Source organism: Pseudoalteromonas atlantica (assembly GCF_043641955.1).
Taxonomy (GTDB): Bacteria; Pseudomonadota; Gammaproteobacteria; order Enterobacterales; family Alteromonadaceae; genus Pseudoalteromonas; species Pseudoalteromonas atlantica_A.
Map to the genome: position 1 here is coordinate 1 of NZ_JBHZRV010000010.1, position 17,502 is coordinate 17,502.

General features: G+C 38.5%; 14 protein-coding genes and 1 tRNA gene. 10 read left to right on the forward strand and 5 right to left on the reverse strand.

Translation table 11 applies throughout. The features are described from left to right. Positions 1-76, reverse strand: a tRNA-Phe gene (locus ACHUE3_RS16785). Positions 77-439: 363 nt separating this feature from the next. On the opposite strand from ACHUE3_RS16785, the gene ACHUE3_RS16790 reads away from it, so the two are divergent. Then, entirely contained in the window at positions 440-3,217 is a 2,778-nt protein-coding gene (locus ACHUE3_RS16790; protein WP_394193492.1) for an ATP-binding protein, read from the forward strand. 69 nt (positions 3,218-3,286) lie between these two features. Here the strand turns inward: ACHUE3_RS16790 and ACHUE3_RS16795 are convergent, their stop codons facing one another. Then, positions 3,287-3,559 (reverse strand): oxidative damage protection protein, encoded by a 273-nt coding sequence (locus ACHUE3_RS16795; RefSeq protein ID WP_394193493.1) that lies wholly within the window; start codon positions 3,557-3,559, stop codon positions 3,287-3,289. A gap of 39 nt (positions 3,560-3,598) precedes the next feature. Further along, on the reverse strand, positions 3,599-4,657 hold the full coding sequence (gene mutY, locus ACHUE3_RS16800; protein ID WP_394193494.1) for an A/G-specific adenine glycosylase: 1,059 nt from the start codon (positions 4,655-4,657) through the stop codon (positions 3,599-3,601). Between the two features lie 164 nt (positions 4,658-4,821). Here mutY and trmB point away from each other — a divergent pair, with 164 nt between their 5' ends. From trmB to arcA, 5 genes are all read left to right on the forward strand, one after another. Then, a complete protein-coding gene (trmB, locus tag ACHUE3_RS16805) occupies positions 4,822-5,547 on the forward strand; it encodes a tRNA (guanosine(46)-N7)-methyltransferase TrmB (protein WP_394193495.1) in 726 nt (241 codons plus the stop codon). 43 nt (positions 5,548-5,590) lie between these two features. Beyond that, a complete protein-coding gene (gene rsmC / locus ACHUE3_RS16810) occupies positions 5,591-6,616 on the forward strand; it encodes a 16S rRNA (guanine(1207)-N(2))-methyltransferase RsmC (RefSeq protein ID WP_394193496.1) in 1,026 nt (341 codons plus the stop codon). A 425-nt stretch (positions 6,617-7,041) separates the two neighbouring features. Continuing rightward, positions 7,042-8,667, forward strand: coding sequence for an ATP-binding protein (locus ACHUE3_RS16815; protein ID WP_394193497.1), 1,626 nt, complete (start codon positions 7,042-7,044; stop codon positions 8,665-8,667). Continuing rightward, positions 8,664-9,188: a YfiR family protein gene (locus tag ACHUE3_RS16820; protein WP_394193498.1), complete on the forward strand. Its 525-nt coding sequence runs from the start codon at positions 8,664-8,666 to the stop codon at positions 9,186-9,188. Before ACHUE3_RS16815 ends, ACHUE3_RS16820 begins: the two co-directional genes overlap by 4 nt. A gap of 106 nt (positions 9,189-9,294) precedes the next feature. Continuing rightward, the gene (gene arcA, locus ACHUE3_RS16825; protein WP_099296622.1) at positions 9,295-10,011 is read left to right on the forward strand and encodes a two-component system response regulator ArcA; all 717 of its coding nucleotides are present in this window, start codon (positions 9,295-9,297) and stop codon (positions 10,009-10,011) included. A 24-nt stretch (positions 10,012-10,035) separates the two neighbouring features. On the opposite strand, the gene arcB is transcribed toward arcA, so the two are convergent. Beyond that, positions 10,036-12,360 (reverse strand): aerobic respiration two-component sensor histidine kinase ArcB, encoded by a 2,325-nt coding sequence (gene arcB, locus ACHUE3_RS16830; RefSeq protein ID WP_394193499.1) that lies wholly within the window; start codon positions 12,358-12,360, stop codon positions 10,036-10,038. 465 nt (positions 12,361-12,825) lie between these two features. Between arcB and folE2 the strand changes: the two genes are divergently transcribed. The 4 genes from folE2 (at position 12,826) to ACHUE3_RS16850 (ending at position 16,181) form a co-directional block, all read left to right on the forward strand. Continuing rightward, positions 12,826-13,746: a GTP cyclohydrolase FolE2 gene (folE2, locus tag ACHUE3_RS16835; RefSeq protein ID WP_394193500.1), complete on the forward strand. Its 921-nt coding sequence runs from the start codon at positions 12,826-12,828 to the stop codon at positions 13,744-13,746. A gap of 77 nt (positions 13,747-13,823) precedes the next feature. Continuing rightward, positions 13,824-14,417 (forward strand): DUF2726 domain-containing protein, encoded by a 594-nt coding sequence (locus tag ACHUE3_RS16840; protein WP_394193501.1) that lies wholly within the window; start codon positions 13,824-13,826, stop codon positions 14,415-14,417. 110 nt (positions 14,418-14,527) lie between these two features. Beyond that, positions 14,528-15,235 (forward strand): 5'-methylthioadenosine/S-adenosylhomocysteine nucleosidase, encoded by a 708-nt coding sequence (mtnN, locus tag ACHUE3_RS16845; protein ID WP_394193502.1) that lies wholly within the window; start codon positions 14,528-14,530, stop codon positions 15,233-15,235. Position 15,236: 1 nt separating this feature from the next. Beyond that, positions 15,237-16,181, forward strand: coding sequence for a cobalamin biosynthesis protein CobD/CbiB (locus ACHUE3_RS16850; protein ID WP_394193503.1), 945 nt, complete (start codon positions 15,237-15,239; stop codon positions 16,179-16,181). Positions 16,182-16,274: 93 nt separating this feature from the next. On the opposite strand, the gene tyrS is transcribed toward ACHUE3_RS16850, so the two are convergent. After that, positions 16,275-17,474 carry a tyrosine--tRNA ligase gene (gene tyrS, locus ACHUE3_RS16855; protein ID WP_394193504.1) on the reverse strand — a complete coding sequence of 400 codons (1,200 nt, stop codon included), beginning with the start codon at positions 17,472-17,474 and terminating at the stop codon, positions 16,275-16,277. Between the last annotated feature and the right edge of the window lie 28 nt (positions 17,475-17,502).

Here is a 17,502-nt window from a genome sequence, read left to right on the forward strand (position 1 = left end):
TGGTGCCTCGACCCGGAATCGAACCAGGGACACGAGGATTTTCAATCCTCTGCTCTACCAACTGAGCTATCGAGGCAGTTTCAGATTTAACTAAAAACTACATAGATTTTTAACACACTTCCCAAGCACTCTTCTGACTGAGCTGTTTGGGCGTGCGGCGTATTAAACTGGTTTTGCCCCTGCAAGTCAACTTTTTTTTTGTAGAGCCAAACTGTTTGAACAGTTTTGCACCAATGTGATTAATTAACACAGGAAATGCTGCTTTTTAGAGCGCTTTTATAGGTTTAACAGTATTAATGCGCTTTTTTAACGAAATCTAATGTAAAATGCATTTTAATATATATTAACCAGTGAATTATTTCTGGTAAATGATAGGATTAATTTTCAGCACAAAGCTGCTATTCGGCCGCAGTTAATAATGATAATAATTGGAAAATAAATGCAAAGTAAATTTTCTTCTCCGGTGAAAGGCTTGTTGCCACTCATAATAGTCATAAACCTTGTTGTAACTGCAATCGCACTAGCTGCTTTCGCTTTCTACCCCTCTGAGCAAACGAGTAAGCTTACTACTAAAGATCCTGTTAACTTAGTTGATCTATCTGAAAAACTTGCCGCACCTCTCGTTACAGCATTGACAGAACCTGGGCAAAATAGAGCTGCTAAATTACTTAATGTAAGCACTGCGTTTGATTCTGAGTTTGAATATCACTTATATAGATATGGTGCAAATTCACCAACAGAGTTAGTTTACTCAACCACTAAACCAGCGATTGAGCCATTGATGCTTGATTTACACACACCAAATAAAAATACGGTTTACAGGCAATTAAAGTTAAATGACCAGCCTGTTGGTGAGTTGATTATCAAAAGAGTAACACCCCAAGGCCCTGAAATTACTTCAGAGTCTTCCTCACTATGGTTAATTCTAGCTCTGTCTGCACTTGTGTGTTTAATTGTTCTTTCTCTATTAATTAATGCTTATATTAACGTAAAAATTCGTAAATCAACCAATACGTTGGCTTTTGAATTAAAATCAATTACAGAATCATCAGACTACAATAAAACCGTAGATGAAGGTCTCGACGTTGGTTTAGACAATGTTGCTCAAAACGTTAATTTGTTGCTAGGCCAGGTACAAACAGCCATTAGTAATAACCGAGTAGCTCAATCAGATCTAGAGAAATTACAAAGTAGCCTAGAGACCGAAGTTCATAATAGAACGCTAGCACTTGAAAAAGCGACACACAGTGCTGAACAAGCTAGTGAAGCAAAAACAACTTTCTTAGCAACCATGAGCCATGAGATTCGCACTCCTATGAATGGTGTTATTGGTACCATTGATTTATTAAGGCAGACCGAGCTTGACGGCGCTCAGCATAGATTGAGCACAATAATCCGTGACTCAGCGTTCTCTTTGCTTGGCATTTTAGATGATATTTTAGATTTCTCTAAAATTGAGGCGGGTAAATTAAACATCGATACAACCCCCTTCTCTGTTACAGATACAATAGAAGAAGTTGCTCGTGTTCTTTCTTCTATTGCTAAAAAACGCCAACTAGATCTTGAACTATCTATTGCACCGGATATCCCTACAAATTTAATAGGTGATACCATTCGAGTGCGTCAGGTACTTTATAATTTATGTAGCAATGCCATAAAGTTCACGAGTACTGATGAGTCGCGTCGCGGCCATGTTCGCATTGGTGTTGAGGTTGCGCAAAATACGACAGACCATTTTACCCTAAGGTTTACCGTGAGTGACAATGGTAAAGGTATGAGCCAAACTCAGTTAAGAGAAATATTTAGCCCGTTCATTCAAGCTGAAAACTCTATTACGCGTGAGTACGGTGGAACAGGGTTAGGATTATCTATTTGTAAAAGCCTTACTGAGTTAATGCTGGGCACTATATCTGTGTCTAGTGATGTTGGTATTGGCAGTGAGTTTATCGTTGAACTACCCTTTAGTACCGAAAGCACCATTAATTATGCCCATAAGAACGCATTAAAAGGCAAGCATGTAGCTCTTGTAACCAACGACTCATCAAGAAGACAAACATTAAGCCGCTACTTGTCATTTATGGGCGCCAATACATATTACGCACAATCAATTTCTGAAATTGAAGAAATTCAAGAGCACAGTGAAATGATATGGGTTCTTGATGGTATCGAGTCTATTGATAAAACAAATTCACTATTACGTCGATTAGTGTATACGCTAGAAGATTATAACCAGCAAGTTGTGGTTTTAAGTAAGCTTGATGAAGCTGCGATTAATCATAAAAATATCTTTTACCTCAATGCCACCCCATTATGTAAATCCAGCTTTATGGTTTCAGTGCTTGTAGCGGCCGGACTGCATACCCCAAAAAAAATAAAACAGGTAAAAACCCTCAATAATTTCTTGAATATAGAGCAAGCAAGAAGCGAAAATAATCTGGTTTTATTAGTGGAAGATAACCTTTTGAACCAGCAAGTTTTAACAGACCAACTTCACTTGTTAGGGTTCGGTGTAGAAGTTGCTGACAACGGTGAGGAAGGGCTGAATATTTGGCGCAAAGAGCGCCATATGCTTATTTTAACTGACTTACATATGCCAAAAATGTCTGGCTACGATATGGTTGAAAAGATCCGAGATGAGGCATCACAGTTAGACGACATAAACGCACAACCGTATATTATTGCAATAACGGCAAATGCACTCAAAGGCGAAAAAGAGCGCTGTTTAAATGCGGGTATGAACGATTATATAACTAAACCCGTTGAACTGAATGCTCTGGAAAAACTACTTAATAATTGGCGAGATAAAAACCACGAAGGCTCGGCTTTGTCGGCCGCCGAGGAAGTGAAAAGTCCTTCAGCACCAATTGATATGGACAAGCTTTCTAAATACGTTAATAACGACGAAGCAAAACAGATTCGCTTTTTCAAAATGTACATTGAGCAAAGTAGCGTGCTAGTTAAGGACATTAATAGTGCAGTGATTATTAATGACACGCAAAGTATTGCTCAAGCATGCCATCAATTAAAATCAATCTCGACAACTATTGGGGCAGAAAGTATTGCAAAACTAGCCATAGACTTTGAAGCACATTGTAATCAACAAGATTTATCGAGTGATGAACTAATTGAGCTTAGGGATAATTTAGAAATTGAATATTCACGGGTTGCTCAGTTTTTAAAAGAGCAAATAAGGCAATCTGAACAAGAAAGCGAGTAGAGCTCTTGCTTTGTTAGCCACGTTATTTACATTAAAAAAGGGCTTTACGCCCTTTTTTATTACTACAAGTTACTTTTCCGGAGGACGATAGCCTTCTATTTCAACATCTTTATCCTCAAACAAAAAGCCAACCATTTGCTCTTCTAAAAATGTACGATGCTCAGGGTCCATCATGTTTAGGTGCTTTTCATTAATTAGCATAGTTTGCTTGTGTTGCCACTGTCCCCACGCTTCTTTTGAAATATTATTAAAAATCTTTTCACCCAACTCACCAGGGTAAAGCTGGTAGCCAAGACCATCCGCTTCTTTTTGTAACTTTTGACAAAATACTGTGCGTGCCATGATAGACCTCTTATACGCTTAAATTTAATTACAGCTAGTTTAAACTATTGTAGCGATTTGTTTAACTAGCTTTTTAGTTGGCGCAGCTAAACCGACCTCAATTGATTGATCAAGTGGATACCAAACGAGTTGACGTTCATTAACTACATCAGGCATTTTATTAACGTTAAGCACATGGGGGTTAATCGTTAATTCAAAATGCGAAAACACATGCGTAAACGGATCAACTTTTTTGGTAGTTAGCTCAAGCCCCTGTTGAGCTAAAAAAGCATCCAGCTGATTTTTTTGTTCAAATTCAAAAAAGCTAAATAAGCCACCCCAAATACCTGTGCTAGGCCTTTTTTCCATCAACACTTTGTCATCACATTGAATAATCAATTGATGACAGATTTTTTTTGGCACTGACTTTTTAGGTTTTGAATGCGGAAACTGTTTAACTACCCCGCCATTAAATGCTTTGCACCGACTGTTAAGTGGGCACTGTTCACATTCAAACTTACTGCGTGAACATAAGCTTGCGCCTAAATCCATCATTGCTTGGTTAAACTCAGTGACGTTATCTTTTGGGGTCAGTTGCTCTGTTAATTGCCAAAGTTGGTTTTCTACCTTTTTAACTCCATACCAACCTTCAACCATAAAATAACGCGCTAAAACACGCTTTACATTACCATCTAAGATAGGATGATGTTGGCCAAGGGATAATGATAAAACGGCACCAGCTGTTGAGCGGCCTATCCCTGGTAAGGCTATCACTTCGTCTATGCTGGTTGGAAATACACCATGGTATTGGTCGCGCACTATTTTGGCGGTTTTATGTAAATTACGTGCTCTTGCGTAGTAACCTAATCCAGTCCAGTGATGTAATACACGGTCCTCATCTGCATTTGCCAATGCAATAATATCGGGGAAACTTGCCATAAATTTTTCAAAATACGGTATTACGGTCGCAACCTGCGTTTGTTGCAGCATTACCTCAGACACCCATACTTTATAGGGTGTTTTATTTAGCTGCCACGGTAAGGTTTTGCGCCCATGTAATTGATACCAATCAACAACCTGTGTTGAAAACCAATTTGCATCGCTCGTGTTTAACTTCAAAATAACTACTTTTTAACTCGCCCCTTAATAGCGGGCAGTCTATTGCAGTGAGTTAAAATATCAAGTTATAAACATACACAAAGGATAAAGCCTTGTGATCAAGCCCACGGTCAGGGATAATACGCCACCATTTTAAACATGTTGTTTTCATCAGGCCAAAATATATGAGTGATTCAAGTAACGATAACCTTGAGCAAGCAAAGCAAGAAGGTAAATATATCCGTACGATTCGTAGCTTTGTTAAACGTGAAGGTCGTTTAACAAAAGGGCAAGCTGCTGCAATTGAAAAGTGCTGGCCAACGATGGGCCTTGAGCACCAAAACGGCTTACTTGATTTAGGTCAAGTGTTTGGTAATGATAACGATGTCGTTTTAGAGATTGGTTTTGGTATGGGTAAGTCATTAGTCGAAATGGCTAAAAACGCACCGCATCTTAACTTTATTGGCATCGAAGTACATCGCCCTGGTGTTGGTGCATGTTTAATGGATGCTGATGAAGCTGGTGTAACTAACTTACGCGTATTTGAACATGATGCCGTTGAGGTCCTCAAAGACTGTATCGCTGATGGTGCTCTAAGTAAACTGCAGCTGTTTTTCCCTGATCCATGGCATAAAAAACGTCACCATAAACGTCGTATTGTACAACCTGCATTTGTTGAAAGCTTACGCAGTAAATTAAAGCTTGGTGGTGTTTTTCACATGGCAACAGATTGGGAAAACTACGCTGAGCATATGCTTGAAGTAATGCAAGCTGCTGAGCACTATAAAAATCAATCAGATACCAATGATTATGTACCTCGTCCTGATTTACGTCCACTTACTAAGTTTGAACAACGTGGTCACCGTTTAGGTCATGGTGTGTGGGATTTAATGTTCGAGCGCATTAGCTAAGCAACAACCAATTTAATTAAATAAACTTAAGGTAAAGCCATTTATGAGCGCATTAACCAACCCAAGTTCACTATTACTGCGAAATAGCGAGTCACTCAATGCTGAGTCTATTTTGGTGGTTAATTTTGTGCAAGATGGCTTTTTATCTCAACTTAAAAGTTTAAACCCTAATAGTAATATCACAGCCTTTAGCTATAACCATGCAAATGGTGAGTTTGCTAAAAATATTAGTGGTATAGATGTATGCGTGAGTCATGAGGTTGCTAATAAGCAATTTGATTTAGTGATTTACTATTACCCTAAAGCCAAGCCTGAAGCATTGATGACTCTGGATAACATTCGAGCAGTAATTAATGCAGATGCGGATTTACTTGTTGTTGGCGAAAATAAAAGCGGCGTTAAATCGATAGAAAAACAATTTAGCGCTAACTGTGAGTTCGGGCGTAAAATTGATAGCGCTCGTCATTGTGCTTTATATTTATTTTCAGGCATTACACTCTCAGCTGAATTTAACATTAGTCGTTACCATAAACAGTTTACTGTTGATGTAGCTGGGGCACAATTTGCTGCAATAAGTATCCCTGGGGTATTTAATCACGGCGAACTTGATGCCGGCACTAAGATGTTATTAGAAAACGCACCAAACATTAAAAATGGCCAAGTGCTCGATTTTGGCTGTGGTGCGGGTTTAATCGCAACCTTTTTAGGCCTTAAAAACCCGGCATTATCATTTGTTTGCTCTGATGTAAGTGCACTCGCCGCTTATGCCACAACACAAACTTTAGCCCTGAATAACATTAATGGTGAAGCCATTCTTAGTGATGGCCTTGCTAATATTAAAGGTAAGTTTGATTTAATCATTTCAAATCCGCCATTTCACACAGGTATTGCAACTGATTACACTATTGCTGAGCAATTTTTAAGTAATGCCAAACAGCATTTAAACCGCTCTGGTAAACTTACGATAGTTGCAAACTGCTTTTTAAAATACCCGCCTATTTTAGAAACTCAATTTGGTGAATATCAAACTGTTCATAAAAATAACAAGTTTGCCGTGTATTCAAGCTAGTTTAAGTACACTGTAAATATTTATACCCAAGCCACCTCAAGGTGCAGAATTCAGCGTTTCACAGGGGCTTAATATCAAGGCGTTACTTTGCATGAATGGCAGTCCCTTTTAAGAACAAACAACGATGAGACTAAGTGCCTGTAAAGCACCCAAAGGCTTGGTTTAAAAGTGATTTATACTGCGTTATTGATTTTAACAATAGAGCCACTATTCCTTGCAATCAATGCCTTGCCCAAATCACTTTTAATTCTAACGACGCTCGCATCTTGAGGTGGCTTGGGTATATTATCGCTGCTTAATGCAACGATAAAGACTTAAACGTGAACAACTCAATAATTATTTTGATATTTTTTAGTCTCTTTCCTTTGCTTTTGCTAGACTTAAAAAACTTACAATAACAACAGTATTCGGGCTTCATCCAAAAAATGCCTAAACCTTTACCTCAAACCAGTATACGAAAAGCTCTTATCAGCGCTGTTATGCTTGTTACAGCATTATGCTTATCGTTATCGATTTCAATATCTACCTATCTTGATGTTAAAGAGCAAAAACAATTAATTATTAGTAAACTTAATATTCTTGCTGAAATAATTTCTTTTAACGCACAAATCACGGTTTTATTTGATGATGATAAAACTGAACAGGAACGACTTAAATCATTTGAAAGTATCCCACTTATTAAAAATATCCATATCTACTCAATAAATGAGATTTCAAACAAAGCTGAGTTTTTTACTAGCTTTAATGCAAAAAAAACCCCGCCTGTTCCACTGCGTGTAGATAGTATTGATGAACTTAAAGAAGCAAGGATAACGGACAACCAAGTTGAGCTAATTAAGCCAATAATGTATGAAGGCGAAGTTAGAGGTTATGTATATATACGGGGTGGCTTAGAAAGGTTAAATGATTATATAAACAAAAAGATTATCATTGATATTCTTCTTACGTTATTTGTTTTGGTGCTGGTGTTCTTTGTCGCAAAACGTATTCAAAAACGGATCGCTAACCCGATTGATGATCTCAGCTTACTATTGCAAGACGTGTCAAAGAATCATAATTATAACGTCCGCGCGCCAAAAACAAATATCAGCGAGATAAATATGCTCGCTAGCAGCCTCAACATAATGCTTACCCGAACTCAAAACCAAATTGAGCGCCACAAAAATGATAAGCTAGAGATTAAACAATTAAACCAAAGCCTTGAAGAAAAAGTTAATCAACGCACAATTGCCTTACGTGAAGCGAACCAAGAGTTATTAAACACATTAGAAAGAATGCATCAGTATCAAAATCAAATCGTTGAAAGCGAAAAGATGGCTTCTTTAGGTCAAATGGTTGCTGGTGTTGCTCACGAAGTGAATACGCCTATAGGGCTAGGTATCACAGGCTCTACTCTACTTAGAGACAAACTTACCGAAATCAACGACGGGTTCGAAAAGAAAACCCTCACCTCGAATCAATTAAAACGCTTTATTAATGATGGTATTGAGAACTTAGATCTTATCTATCGAAATTTGAATCGAGCGGCTGAATTGGTCTCGAGTTTTAAGAAGGTTGCGGTAACTCAAGACGGTGAAATTAAGTCTGCGGTTAATGTTTACAGCCTAATTTCAGATGTGCTTTTATCAATGCGCGCAGAAACGCAATCCAAAGCACCTGAAGTTAAGATTCATTGTCCAAGCGAACTAATCTTCGAAACAAAAGTAGGCCCATTACAACAAGTCTTACAGCAATTAATCAGCAATTCGGTTATTCATGGCTTTAAGGACAATATTGGTAATGAAATTGAATTTACTATTGAACGTAATGAGAGCAGTTTAATCATCAATTACCGAGATAATGGTGTTGGTGTCGACAAAACAATCAAGAAGCGTATTTTCGACCCGTTTGTTACTACAAAACGGGGTGAAGGTGGCAGTGGCTTAGGAATGCATTTAGTTTACAACCTAGTTACACAAGCCCTTGGTGGAAACGTTTTTTACGACGAAAAAGACGAGCGCGGAACCAGCTTTATTATTACTCTTCCAACTGATGAAGCGAAAATAAAATGAGGACGAGAGCATTATTAATTTTATTAATATGTATATTATCCAACTCTGTATGGGCGAAATCGCCTGAGCAAGTCAAAGCAGCATTTTTATTTCAAATGAGTAAGTTTGTTGAGTTTAACCCTAAGACAAAGAGTCAAGCTATTACATTTTGTTTTTATAACTTAGAACTGGGTATAGGCAAGGTTTTAAAGGGTAATTCTTCACTAAAAATAAATGAAAAGCCAATTGAAGTGGTTTTAATTAATAAAAACCAACAAACTTCGGAACTTTATAGCTTTTGTGATATCACATACATTGATGAAACGTTGGAAGATGATATAATTCCACTTTGGATCGATACCACTTCATCAGACACCTTAACAGTGGGTGAGAGTATCAGTTTTTTAGAAAAAGGTGGTATCGCCGCTTTGGTCCAAGAAGGGAATAGAATCCGACTGTATATCAATAAGCAGCAACTGTTGAGCAGTAACTTTAAAGTTCAGTCTCGGTTATTAGCTGTTTCTAAGTTTCATCCAAATTGATTTTACTTGTTAACAAATGGATATACTCCTATAATCTCTGTATTCGGTTTTATAATACAATGCCGAATTAATTGTAAATAAAATATTCCGAAAAGGTTAATTAATAATGCAAACGCCAGTCATTCTGATTGTAGAGGATGAAGACGTAACTCGACTAAACCTCGTTAGTTTATTTGAAGCTGAAGGTTACAAAGTTATTGAAGCCATTGATGGCGATGACATGCATGACAAGCTTACGAATAATGATGATGTGAATCTAGTAGTTATGGATATCAACCTACCAGGTAAAAACGGGCTAATTTTAGCACGTGAATTACGTCAAAAGCGTAACGTTGGACTTATTTTCCTAACCGGTCGCGACAATGATGTTGACCGTATCTTAGGCCTTGAAATTGGTGCAGACGACTATATCACTAAGCCATTTAATCCACGTGAATTAACTATTCGTGCTCGTAACTTAATTTCTCGCACAGCCCTTGGTGGTGAAGAGTCTAGTCTCGAAACAAATGGTGTTATTACGTTTAATGGCTGGGAACTTGATGAAAATAGTCGCTGTTTAACATCACCAAATGGTGACGCTAAACGCCTTCCTAAAGGTGAGTACAGAGCGCTACGTTTAATGCTTGATTCACCAGGTCGTATTTTCAGCCGTGAACAACTGATCAAACATATGACTGGTCGTGAGCTACGTGCAAATGACCGTACTGTTGATGTAACAATCCGCCGTATTCGTAAGCACTTTGAAAGCGATAACAGTACGTCAGAATTGATTAGCACCATCCATGGTGAAGGCTATCGCTTTATCGGTAAAATTGACGCCTAAATTACGTTAATTACCTCACAGCAACTATTTCTCTAGTTGCTGTAAGAATAAATGAAGGGCATGTTGTCCTTCATTTATTTTATCTGCAAGTTCTACCAACCACACCTGTAACAGGTCAACATCCTCATCAAGCGCCCCATGCTCCATCTTTTTAGCATGTAACTGTACGTCGTTTAAACCTACAGAGCCTGCTGCCCCTTTTAGCTTGTGTGCAACTGATTTATATTCTTCTCTATCACCTTGCTTTAATGACGTAGCTAACTCTTGTTGATATTGTGGGTTTAGCTTTTCAAATAAGCTGCTGCTTCGCTTAAATATTTCAATTCCCATTGAGTTCACAAAGTCTTCTATTGTTTCCACATCTAACAACTCAACTTTTATATCAGTGCAGTCTTCAGAGGCTACCGTAAGGCGGTTTTCATCACATGATTGCGCTAGTTTTATGTCAAATAAATCCGCCAACATTCTATCAAGTTTTGTTGTATTGATAGGCTTTGCCAATGCCCCTTGAATAGAAATACCTTCTAGCTCCTCTTCCGCACTTCTTACATTCGCAGTTAAGGCAACAATAGGTAATTTATCAAAGAAACTGTCTGAGCGAATTTGTCTGGCAACTTCATCACCATTAATATCAGGTAATTGCATATCAAGTAAGACAAGATCTAAGTCATCCTCTGTTTCTACAAATGAAAGTGCATCTTCACCTGTTTCAGCCCAAATCACCTCATGCCCTCGCTGCTCAAGCAAGTTTGTAGCGATCTCTGCGTTTAATGGTACATCTTCCACAAGTAAAATATTTAAGCTTCTACCGACATAATTCTGTTCAGCGGGAGCAACACACAGTGAAAGCGGTATTTCTACCACAAAACTACTCCCTTCACCTTCTGTGCTGCTGACACGGATATGGCCACTCATTGCGGTCACTAGAGCTCTTGTTACTGCAAGTCCAATACCTGATCCAATTGCATTTGTGCCGTTTATATCTGGAGCTTTATAGTACATATCAAAGATACGTTGGAGTTGTTCTTGAGGTATGCCCTGCCCAGTATCGGTAACATATATAACTAACCATGTACCATCGGCGCGGTTTTCGCGTAAACAGGATAATTGCACCTTGCCTTTTTGTGTAAATTTAACTGCATTATTTATCAGGTTCCATACCACTTGGCGCAACCGTGTAGGATCTAAAGCAGCATATACATCAAGCATACCTTTTCGTTCTATATCGAATTGGAGCCCTTTTTGTTCGGCTATTAAGCCTGCAAAGTTAACCACATCGTTAATAAAATCTGATACGTTAATTGGCGCAGTAACGATATCTAACTGTTCACGATCTATTTTATCTAAATCGATAATGTCATTGAAAATATTACCCAAGGTTTCAGCACTTGAGAATACGGTATTACACCAACTACGTTGTTGCTTATCGAGCTCGGTATCCAACAGCATACGAGTTAAACCAACAATACCATTCAATGGTGTTCTCAACTCATGGCTGAGTGTGGCAATAAATTTCCCTTTGTCCTTATAGGCCGTTTCAAGTGCTTGCGCTGCTTCTTTTCGGCTTGTTATGTCACGGCCAAACGCCAATAAGCCGATATATTCACCCTCATCATTAATAAAAGGTAACTTACGCATTTCAAACCAACGATTTTCATTATCAACAGGGTACTCAACATCAAGCGTGAGAGCTTGATGTGTTTCTTCTACTTTATTATCTGTTGTAAGTACTTCAGGTAAGTAAGATTCAGGGTATATTTGTTCCGCCGTTTTTCCAATTAGCTCGCTAACTGGTTTACCTATCACCTTTTCAAACATTTTATTACAGCCAGCAAATACACCATTGTTATCACGGTAATAAAATAAATCAGGGGATGAGTCGACAATAGACCGAAGTAGCATGCCCTGCTGTGCAAGTTCTTGTTGTGTTTTCTTACGCTCAGCAATCTCTCTACGTAGCTCTTCAATCGCGCTATGCTTGGCTTGAAAAGCCATTTTACGCTCATCAATCTCAACATTTAAACGCTTGATGTTATCTTTAAGTGTTTGGTTAAGAAGTTTTTCTTGCTTAGTTGCACTATCGAGGTAGGCATATGTTGCATCTAGTTGGCGAATTGAGTTAATCAACACACTGATTATGATGGGCGATACAACCGCAGTAAAAAACAGCATCGCGAGTACATCAACGATAACAACTTGCCCAACAGCAACGTAATAGAACATACAGGCCAATATCAGCGAAACAACTAATAACAAGGCATAGCAAATAGCGGCGGCTTTAAATTCACCAAAACGTGTAATCAAACTGGAAAGCATTCGAACCCAAGGGCTCAAAGGAGAATCTATCATATTTAAATCTGTCTCGTGGCTAAGTGTTTAATAGCAAAATAAAAGCAATTAGCGCTGTGATAGCGTTGAATAAGTGGCTCAATACGCAGATAGATTGCTAATTATACTATCCGAAGGCCTACAATTTAAGTAAAGCTATAAAGATAGAGAGTATATACCATCACTATGGTTGAAAATAAGTATTCGCAAATTCAAATTGATACAAAAGTAACTTAATGACTTGAGTTGATAGAACAACTTTGAAACGTACCTCAGCCATAACTTAAATGCCATGTCACTAAAACCGAACAATAATAACTAGGCTGCATGTGCTAAAACTTATCTCTCTATTGAATTATTTTAGCATTTTTACTTTAACAATTTTCATGTTCCGCGACGAAAGCATAAAATTTTCATCTACCACGTTTTTTTTAATTATTTCGTGTAAAATACCGCCTTTTACACTTGCCAATAACGAGATTTTTCATGCAAAGCACTATGCCCGATATAGCGGATACGGCTCCAGCCCTTCAAACTGGTAAATTAAACTGGGTAGGTATGTCAGAAATTGAACTGCCATTTATTTTTGAATCTCGTGGCCTCACACCTGTAAACGTTAATTCTAAAGCGAGCGCTTTTGTAAATCTTCATAAAGAAGATGCTAAGGGTATCCACATGTCGCGCTTGTTTTTAGCACTAGATACCTTATCTACCGAGCAGCAAGTTAATCCTAAAACAATCGCTCAAGCGCTTGATAAATTTATATCTAGCCATGAAGGTTTGAGCAATCAAGCTAAAGTAGAGTTTAAATTTGAGCTTCCACTGCGAAGAAAGTCATTGCTCAGTGGCAAAGCTGGCTGGAAAAGCTACCCACTAGTGTTAGAGGCAAAAATTGACCGCGGCCAGCTAAGCTTTGAATTGAGTGTCGATGTCACTTATTCTTCAACGTGCCCTTGCTCAGCTGCTTTAGCACGCCAACTTATACAAAATGCATTTGTTGAAAAGTTTGATAAGCAATCTCTCAACCATGAAGAAGTCGTAAATTGGTTAGGCAGTACCGAGGGAATTGTTGCTACTCCTCATTCTCAACGCTCTATTGCTAATGTGAAAGTTAAGCTGGATGAACAGATCACAGAGTTTGATGTTGTTAATTTAATAGATACGCTAGAAAATGAGCTCAAGACCCCTGTACAAGCGGCTGTAAAACGCGAAGATGAACAAGAATTTGCCCGCCTTAATGGTCAAAATTTAATGTTCTGTGAAGATGCCGCACGAAAAATAAAATCGCGATTAGAAGACGCGCAGTACACTGATTATTGGTTAAGAATAAATCATTATGAATCTTTGCACGCACATGATGCTGTTGCTATAGCGGTTAAAGGTATAGAAGGCGGCTATCAGCCTTAATAAAACGACTCCACTACAACTAGGCACGTAAATTGCTAATAAATTACAGTGTCAATTTGTTGTTGTGGAGTTACCATATGGAATTCGCTTTATTATCAATATTAGTATTAGTTGTAGGGGCATCTGTTGTTGCATCAAAATTTACCGATGATGGCGGCAATCCTTACCCTTTCACCCGCAAAGAAAGTGTATTCACGCAAGTAGAAAGTGCTTTTTTAAATTTACTCGAGCGTGCTGTAGGCGATCAATATAAGATTGTCAGTCGGGTTAAACTCATTGATGTTATTGATTGTAAAAAAGGCTTATCGCCTAAGGCTAAACGCGCGGCAATTGCCAAAGCAAAGAATAAACAGCTAGATTTTGTCTTGATCGACAAAGAAAAAATGACGATTGTTGCCGCTGTAGATTTAGTTAATAACGCTAACAAAGATGGCCACAAAGCGCAGCGTGACTGGTTTGTTAATGGTGCATTAGAATCCGCAGGGATCCCCCACATTCGTATGAAAGTAAAATCAGGCTATCGACCAAGCGAAGTTCGAAATGCCATTATGTTTAAGCTTGGCAAGCCAGCAGCTCCTAGCGTTAGGCCAAGTAGAAACAGAGTTACCAAGCCAGCAGTGCTTTCACCTTCTCAGGCAAAAGCGCATTCAACAGCATTGGCCGAAATTTAAAGTTGAAAATTATAAAAATGCGAGATTAATCTCGCATTTTTTTGTTTGGTTTTACCCTACTCTCATTTTTGCAGTATAATCACGCCATCTAATTCGAGGAATCAAAAATTATGAATGTTGGTATTATTGGCGCAATGGAGCCAGAAGTTAAAATTTTACGTGAGGCAATGCAAAACCCACAAATTTTAACTAAAGCAGGCTTTACTTTTTATACGGGTGAATTAGCTGGCAACACTGTTACTTTGGTTCAATCAGGTATTGGTAAAGTAGCATCAGCCATAGCAACAACATTATTGATTGATAACTTTAACCCTGATTGCGTGATCAACACAGGTTCTGCCGGTGGTTTTGATCCATCACTTAGCGTTGGCGATGTGGTTATTTCGTCACAAGTACGCCATCATGATGTTGATGTAACCGCGTTTGGTTATGAAATTGGCCAAGTTCCGCAAATGCCTGCTGGCTTTGCTGCACACCCGAAATTAATTGAAGCGGCTGAGCAAAGTATTGCTCAAATCAGTGACGTTAAAACGCTAATTGGTTTAATTTGTACTGGCGATTCATTTATGTGTGACCCTGTACGTATCGATAAAGCCCGTGCTGATTTTCCAACTATGCTTGCAGTAGAAATGGAAGGTGCTGCGATTGCTCAAGTATGTCATAGCCTAGAAACCCCTTTTGTGGTTATTCGCTCTATGTCTGACATTGCTGGTAAAGAATCGCCGCAATCGTTTGAAGAATACTTAGAAACAGCATCAATCAACTCTTCTAAGATGGTTGTTGCTTTGCTTGAAAAACTAACAACGGTTAGTTTATAAGGTGTTACCCAATCTAGTTCAACAACATTTGGACTTTATTGTGTTTTTGTTAGCGCTTCTCGTCGAGCGCTTTTTGCCTTTAAGCAGTTGGTATCACCCAAATACATTTTTCACGGCGGTGTTTCGCCCGTTAGGTAAACGGATTTATCGTGAAAAAGAACCTAAAAGCTATCACTACTTATCATCAACATTATGTTTTAGCTTAGTCATACTAGTAATAATAACCATTACAGTACTGCTATTAGAGTTCGCTTATTACCCTGAATTACTCGCAGGATTAATTTTATATATATGCCTGCAATGGCAAACACCACAAAGAAAAGCACTTCGTATAGCTCGTCTCATAAAGCAAAACCAAAAAGCAACCGCGCGCGAATTACTAAAGCTATTAGTTGCTCGTGAAGTTGATAAGCTTTCAAGTGCTGGTATTTGTAAAGCGACCATGGAAACTTTCGCGCTAAGAGTTGCCCGCCATTATTTTACAGTTATTTTTATATATCTAGCTTTTGGTGCCATGGCGACGTTAAGTTATCATTTATTGAGCCTAATGCATCAAGCTTGGCGCAGCGACCTTGCCCCTAATAATGCTTTTTTAAGGCCTATTTCATGGCTTCTATTTATTATCGAATGGCTACCAATGCGTATGCTCACTGTTACAATTGCTATGAGCAAAGCGACAAAGCAGAGTATTCATTACATAAAGCATTATGGCCGACACTTTTATCAAAGCAATTCTGGTTGGCTACTTAGTGCATGCTCAGCTTCAGTGGCTGTACAGCTTGGCGGACCTGCAATGTATCAAACGCAGCGCTTTAACAAAATGCGTATAGGTACAGACAGACTACCAAAAGCTGAAGATATAGCAGTGCTGGTTAGTCGTTTAAATCAGGCCCGCGGTTTTTGGTTGTTAGTGATCTTTGGAATTGAAATTATAAAAACGATATAAAAAACCAGCCGAAGCTGGTTTGTGGATAGCCAAACAACTTAGATGGTTCGGCTATATTATTACTGAATTTTCATACTTAGCTTATAGAGCTAATTAAGCAACCGTAATATTGGCAAATTTACGTTTACCAACTTGGTAAATAGCAGTACTGCCTTTTGCGATTTCCAGCTTAGAGTCTGTCACTTTCTCTTCACCGTTAATTTTTACTGCACCTTGCTTGATCATACGCATTGCTTCTGACGTACTAGCAACGAGCCCTGCTTCTTTAAGCATGTTCGTTACAAATACAGTATCTTCGTCAATGGTCACAGTTACATCTGGGATATCATCAGGTAATGCGTTCTTTTGAAAGCGTTTGATGAAATCTTCATGTGCGCCTTGTGCAGCATCGTCACTATGAAAACGAGCGATCAGCTCTTTTGCTAAATCAATTTTGATATCCCGTGGGTTAGTACCCTGGGCTACTTTTTCTTTTAACGCAGCAATTTCTTCAATTGATAAGCTACTTAGCAAATCATAATAGCGCCACATTAATTCATCGCTGATTGACATCACTTTACCAAACATGTCATTCGGCGCGTCAGTAATACCAATGTAGTTACCTAGCGACTTAGACATTTTTTGCACGCCGTCGGTACCTTCTAATAAAGGCATCATTAGTACCGTTTGCGGTTTTTGACCTTCATCTTTTTGTAGCTCTCGGCCCATAAGCAAATTAAAACGTTGATCGGTACCACCTAATTCAACATCTGCTTCTAACGCAACTGAATCCCAGCCTTGTACTAATGGGTATAAAAATTCGTGAATTGCAATCGATTGGCCACTTGCATAACGCTTTTTAAAGTCATCACGCTCAAGCATGCGGGCAACAGTTTGGCGTGCTGCTAATTTGATCATGCCTGCAGCGCCTAAGTTTTCCATCCAAGATGAGTTAAACGCAACAGTGGTTTTAGCTGGATCTAGAATTTTAAATACTTGTTCTTTGTAAGTTTCAGCGTTTGCTAACACGTCATCACGAGTAAGTGGCTTACGTGTTACATTTTTGCCTGTTGGATCACCAATCATACCAGTGAAATCGCCAATTAAGAAAATCACTTCATGACCTAAGTCTTGGAAGGTTTTCATTTTATTAATTAACACTGTATGGCCTAAGTGTAAGTCAGGTGCAGTTGGATCAAAACCCGCCTTAATCTTTAGCTTTTTACCAGACTTTAGCTTCTCAACTAAATCGTCTTCAATTAATATTTCTTCTGCACCGCGTTTAATCTCTGCTAGAGCGGTTTGTAAATCCACTTGTATTACTCCAAAAAATTCAGTCAAC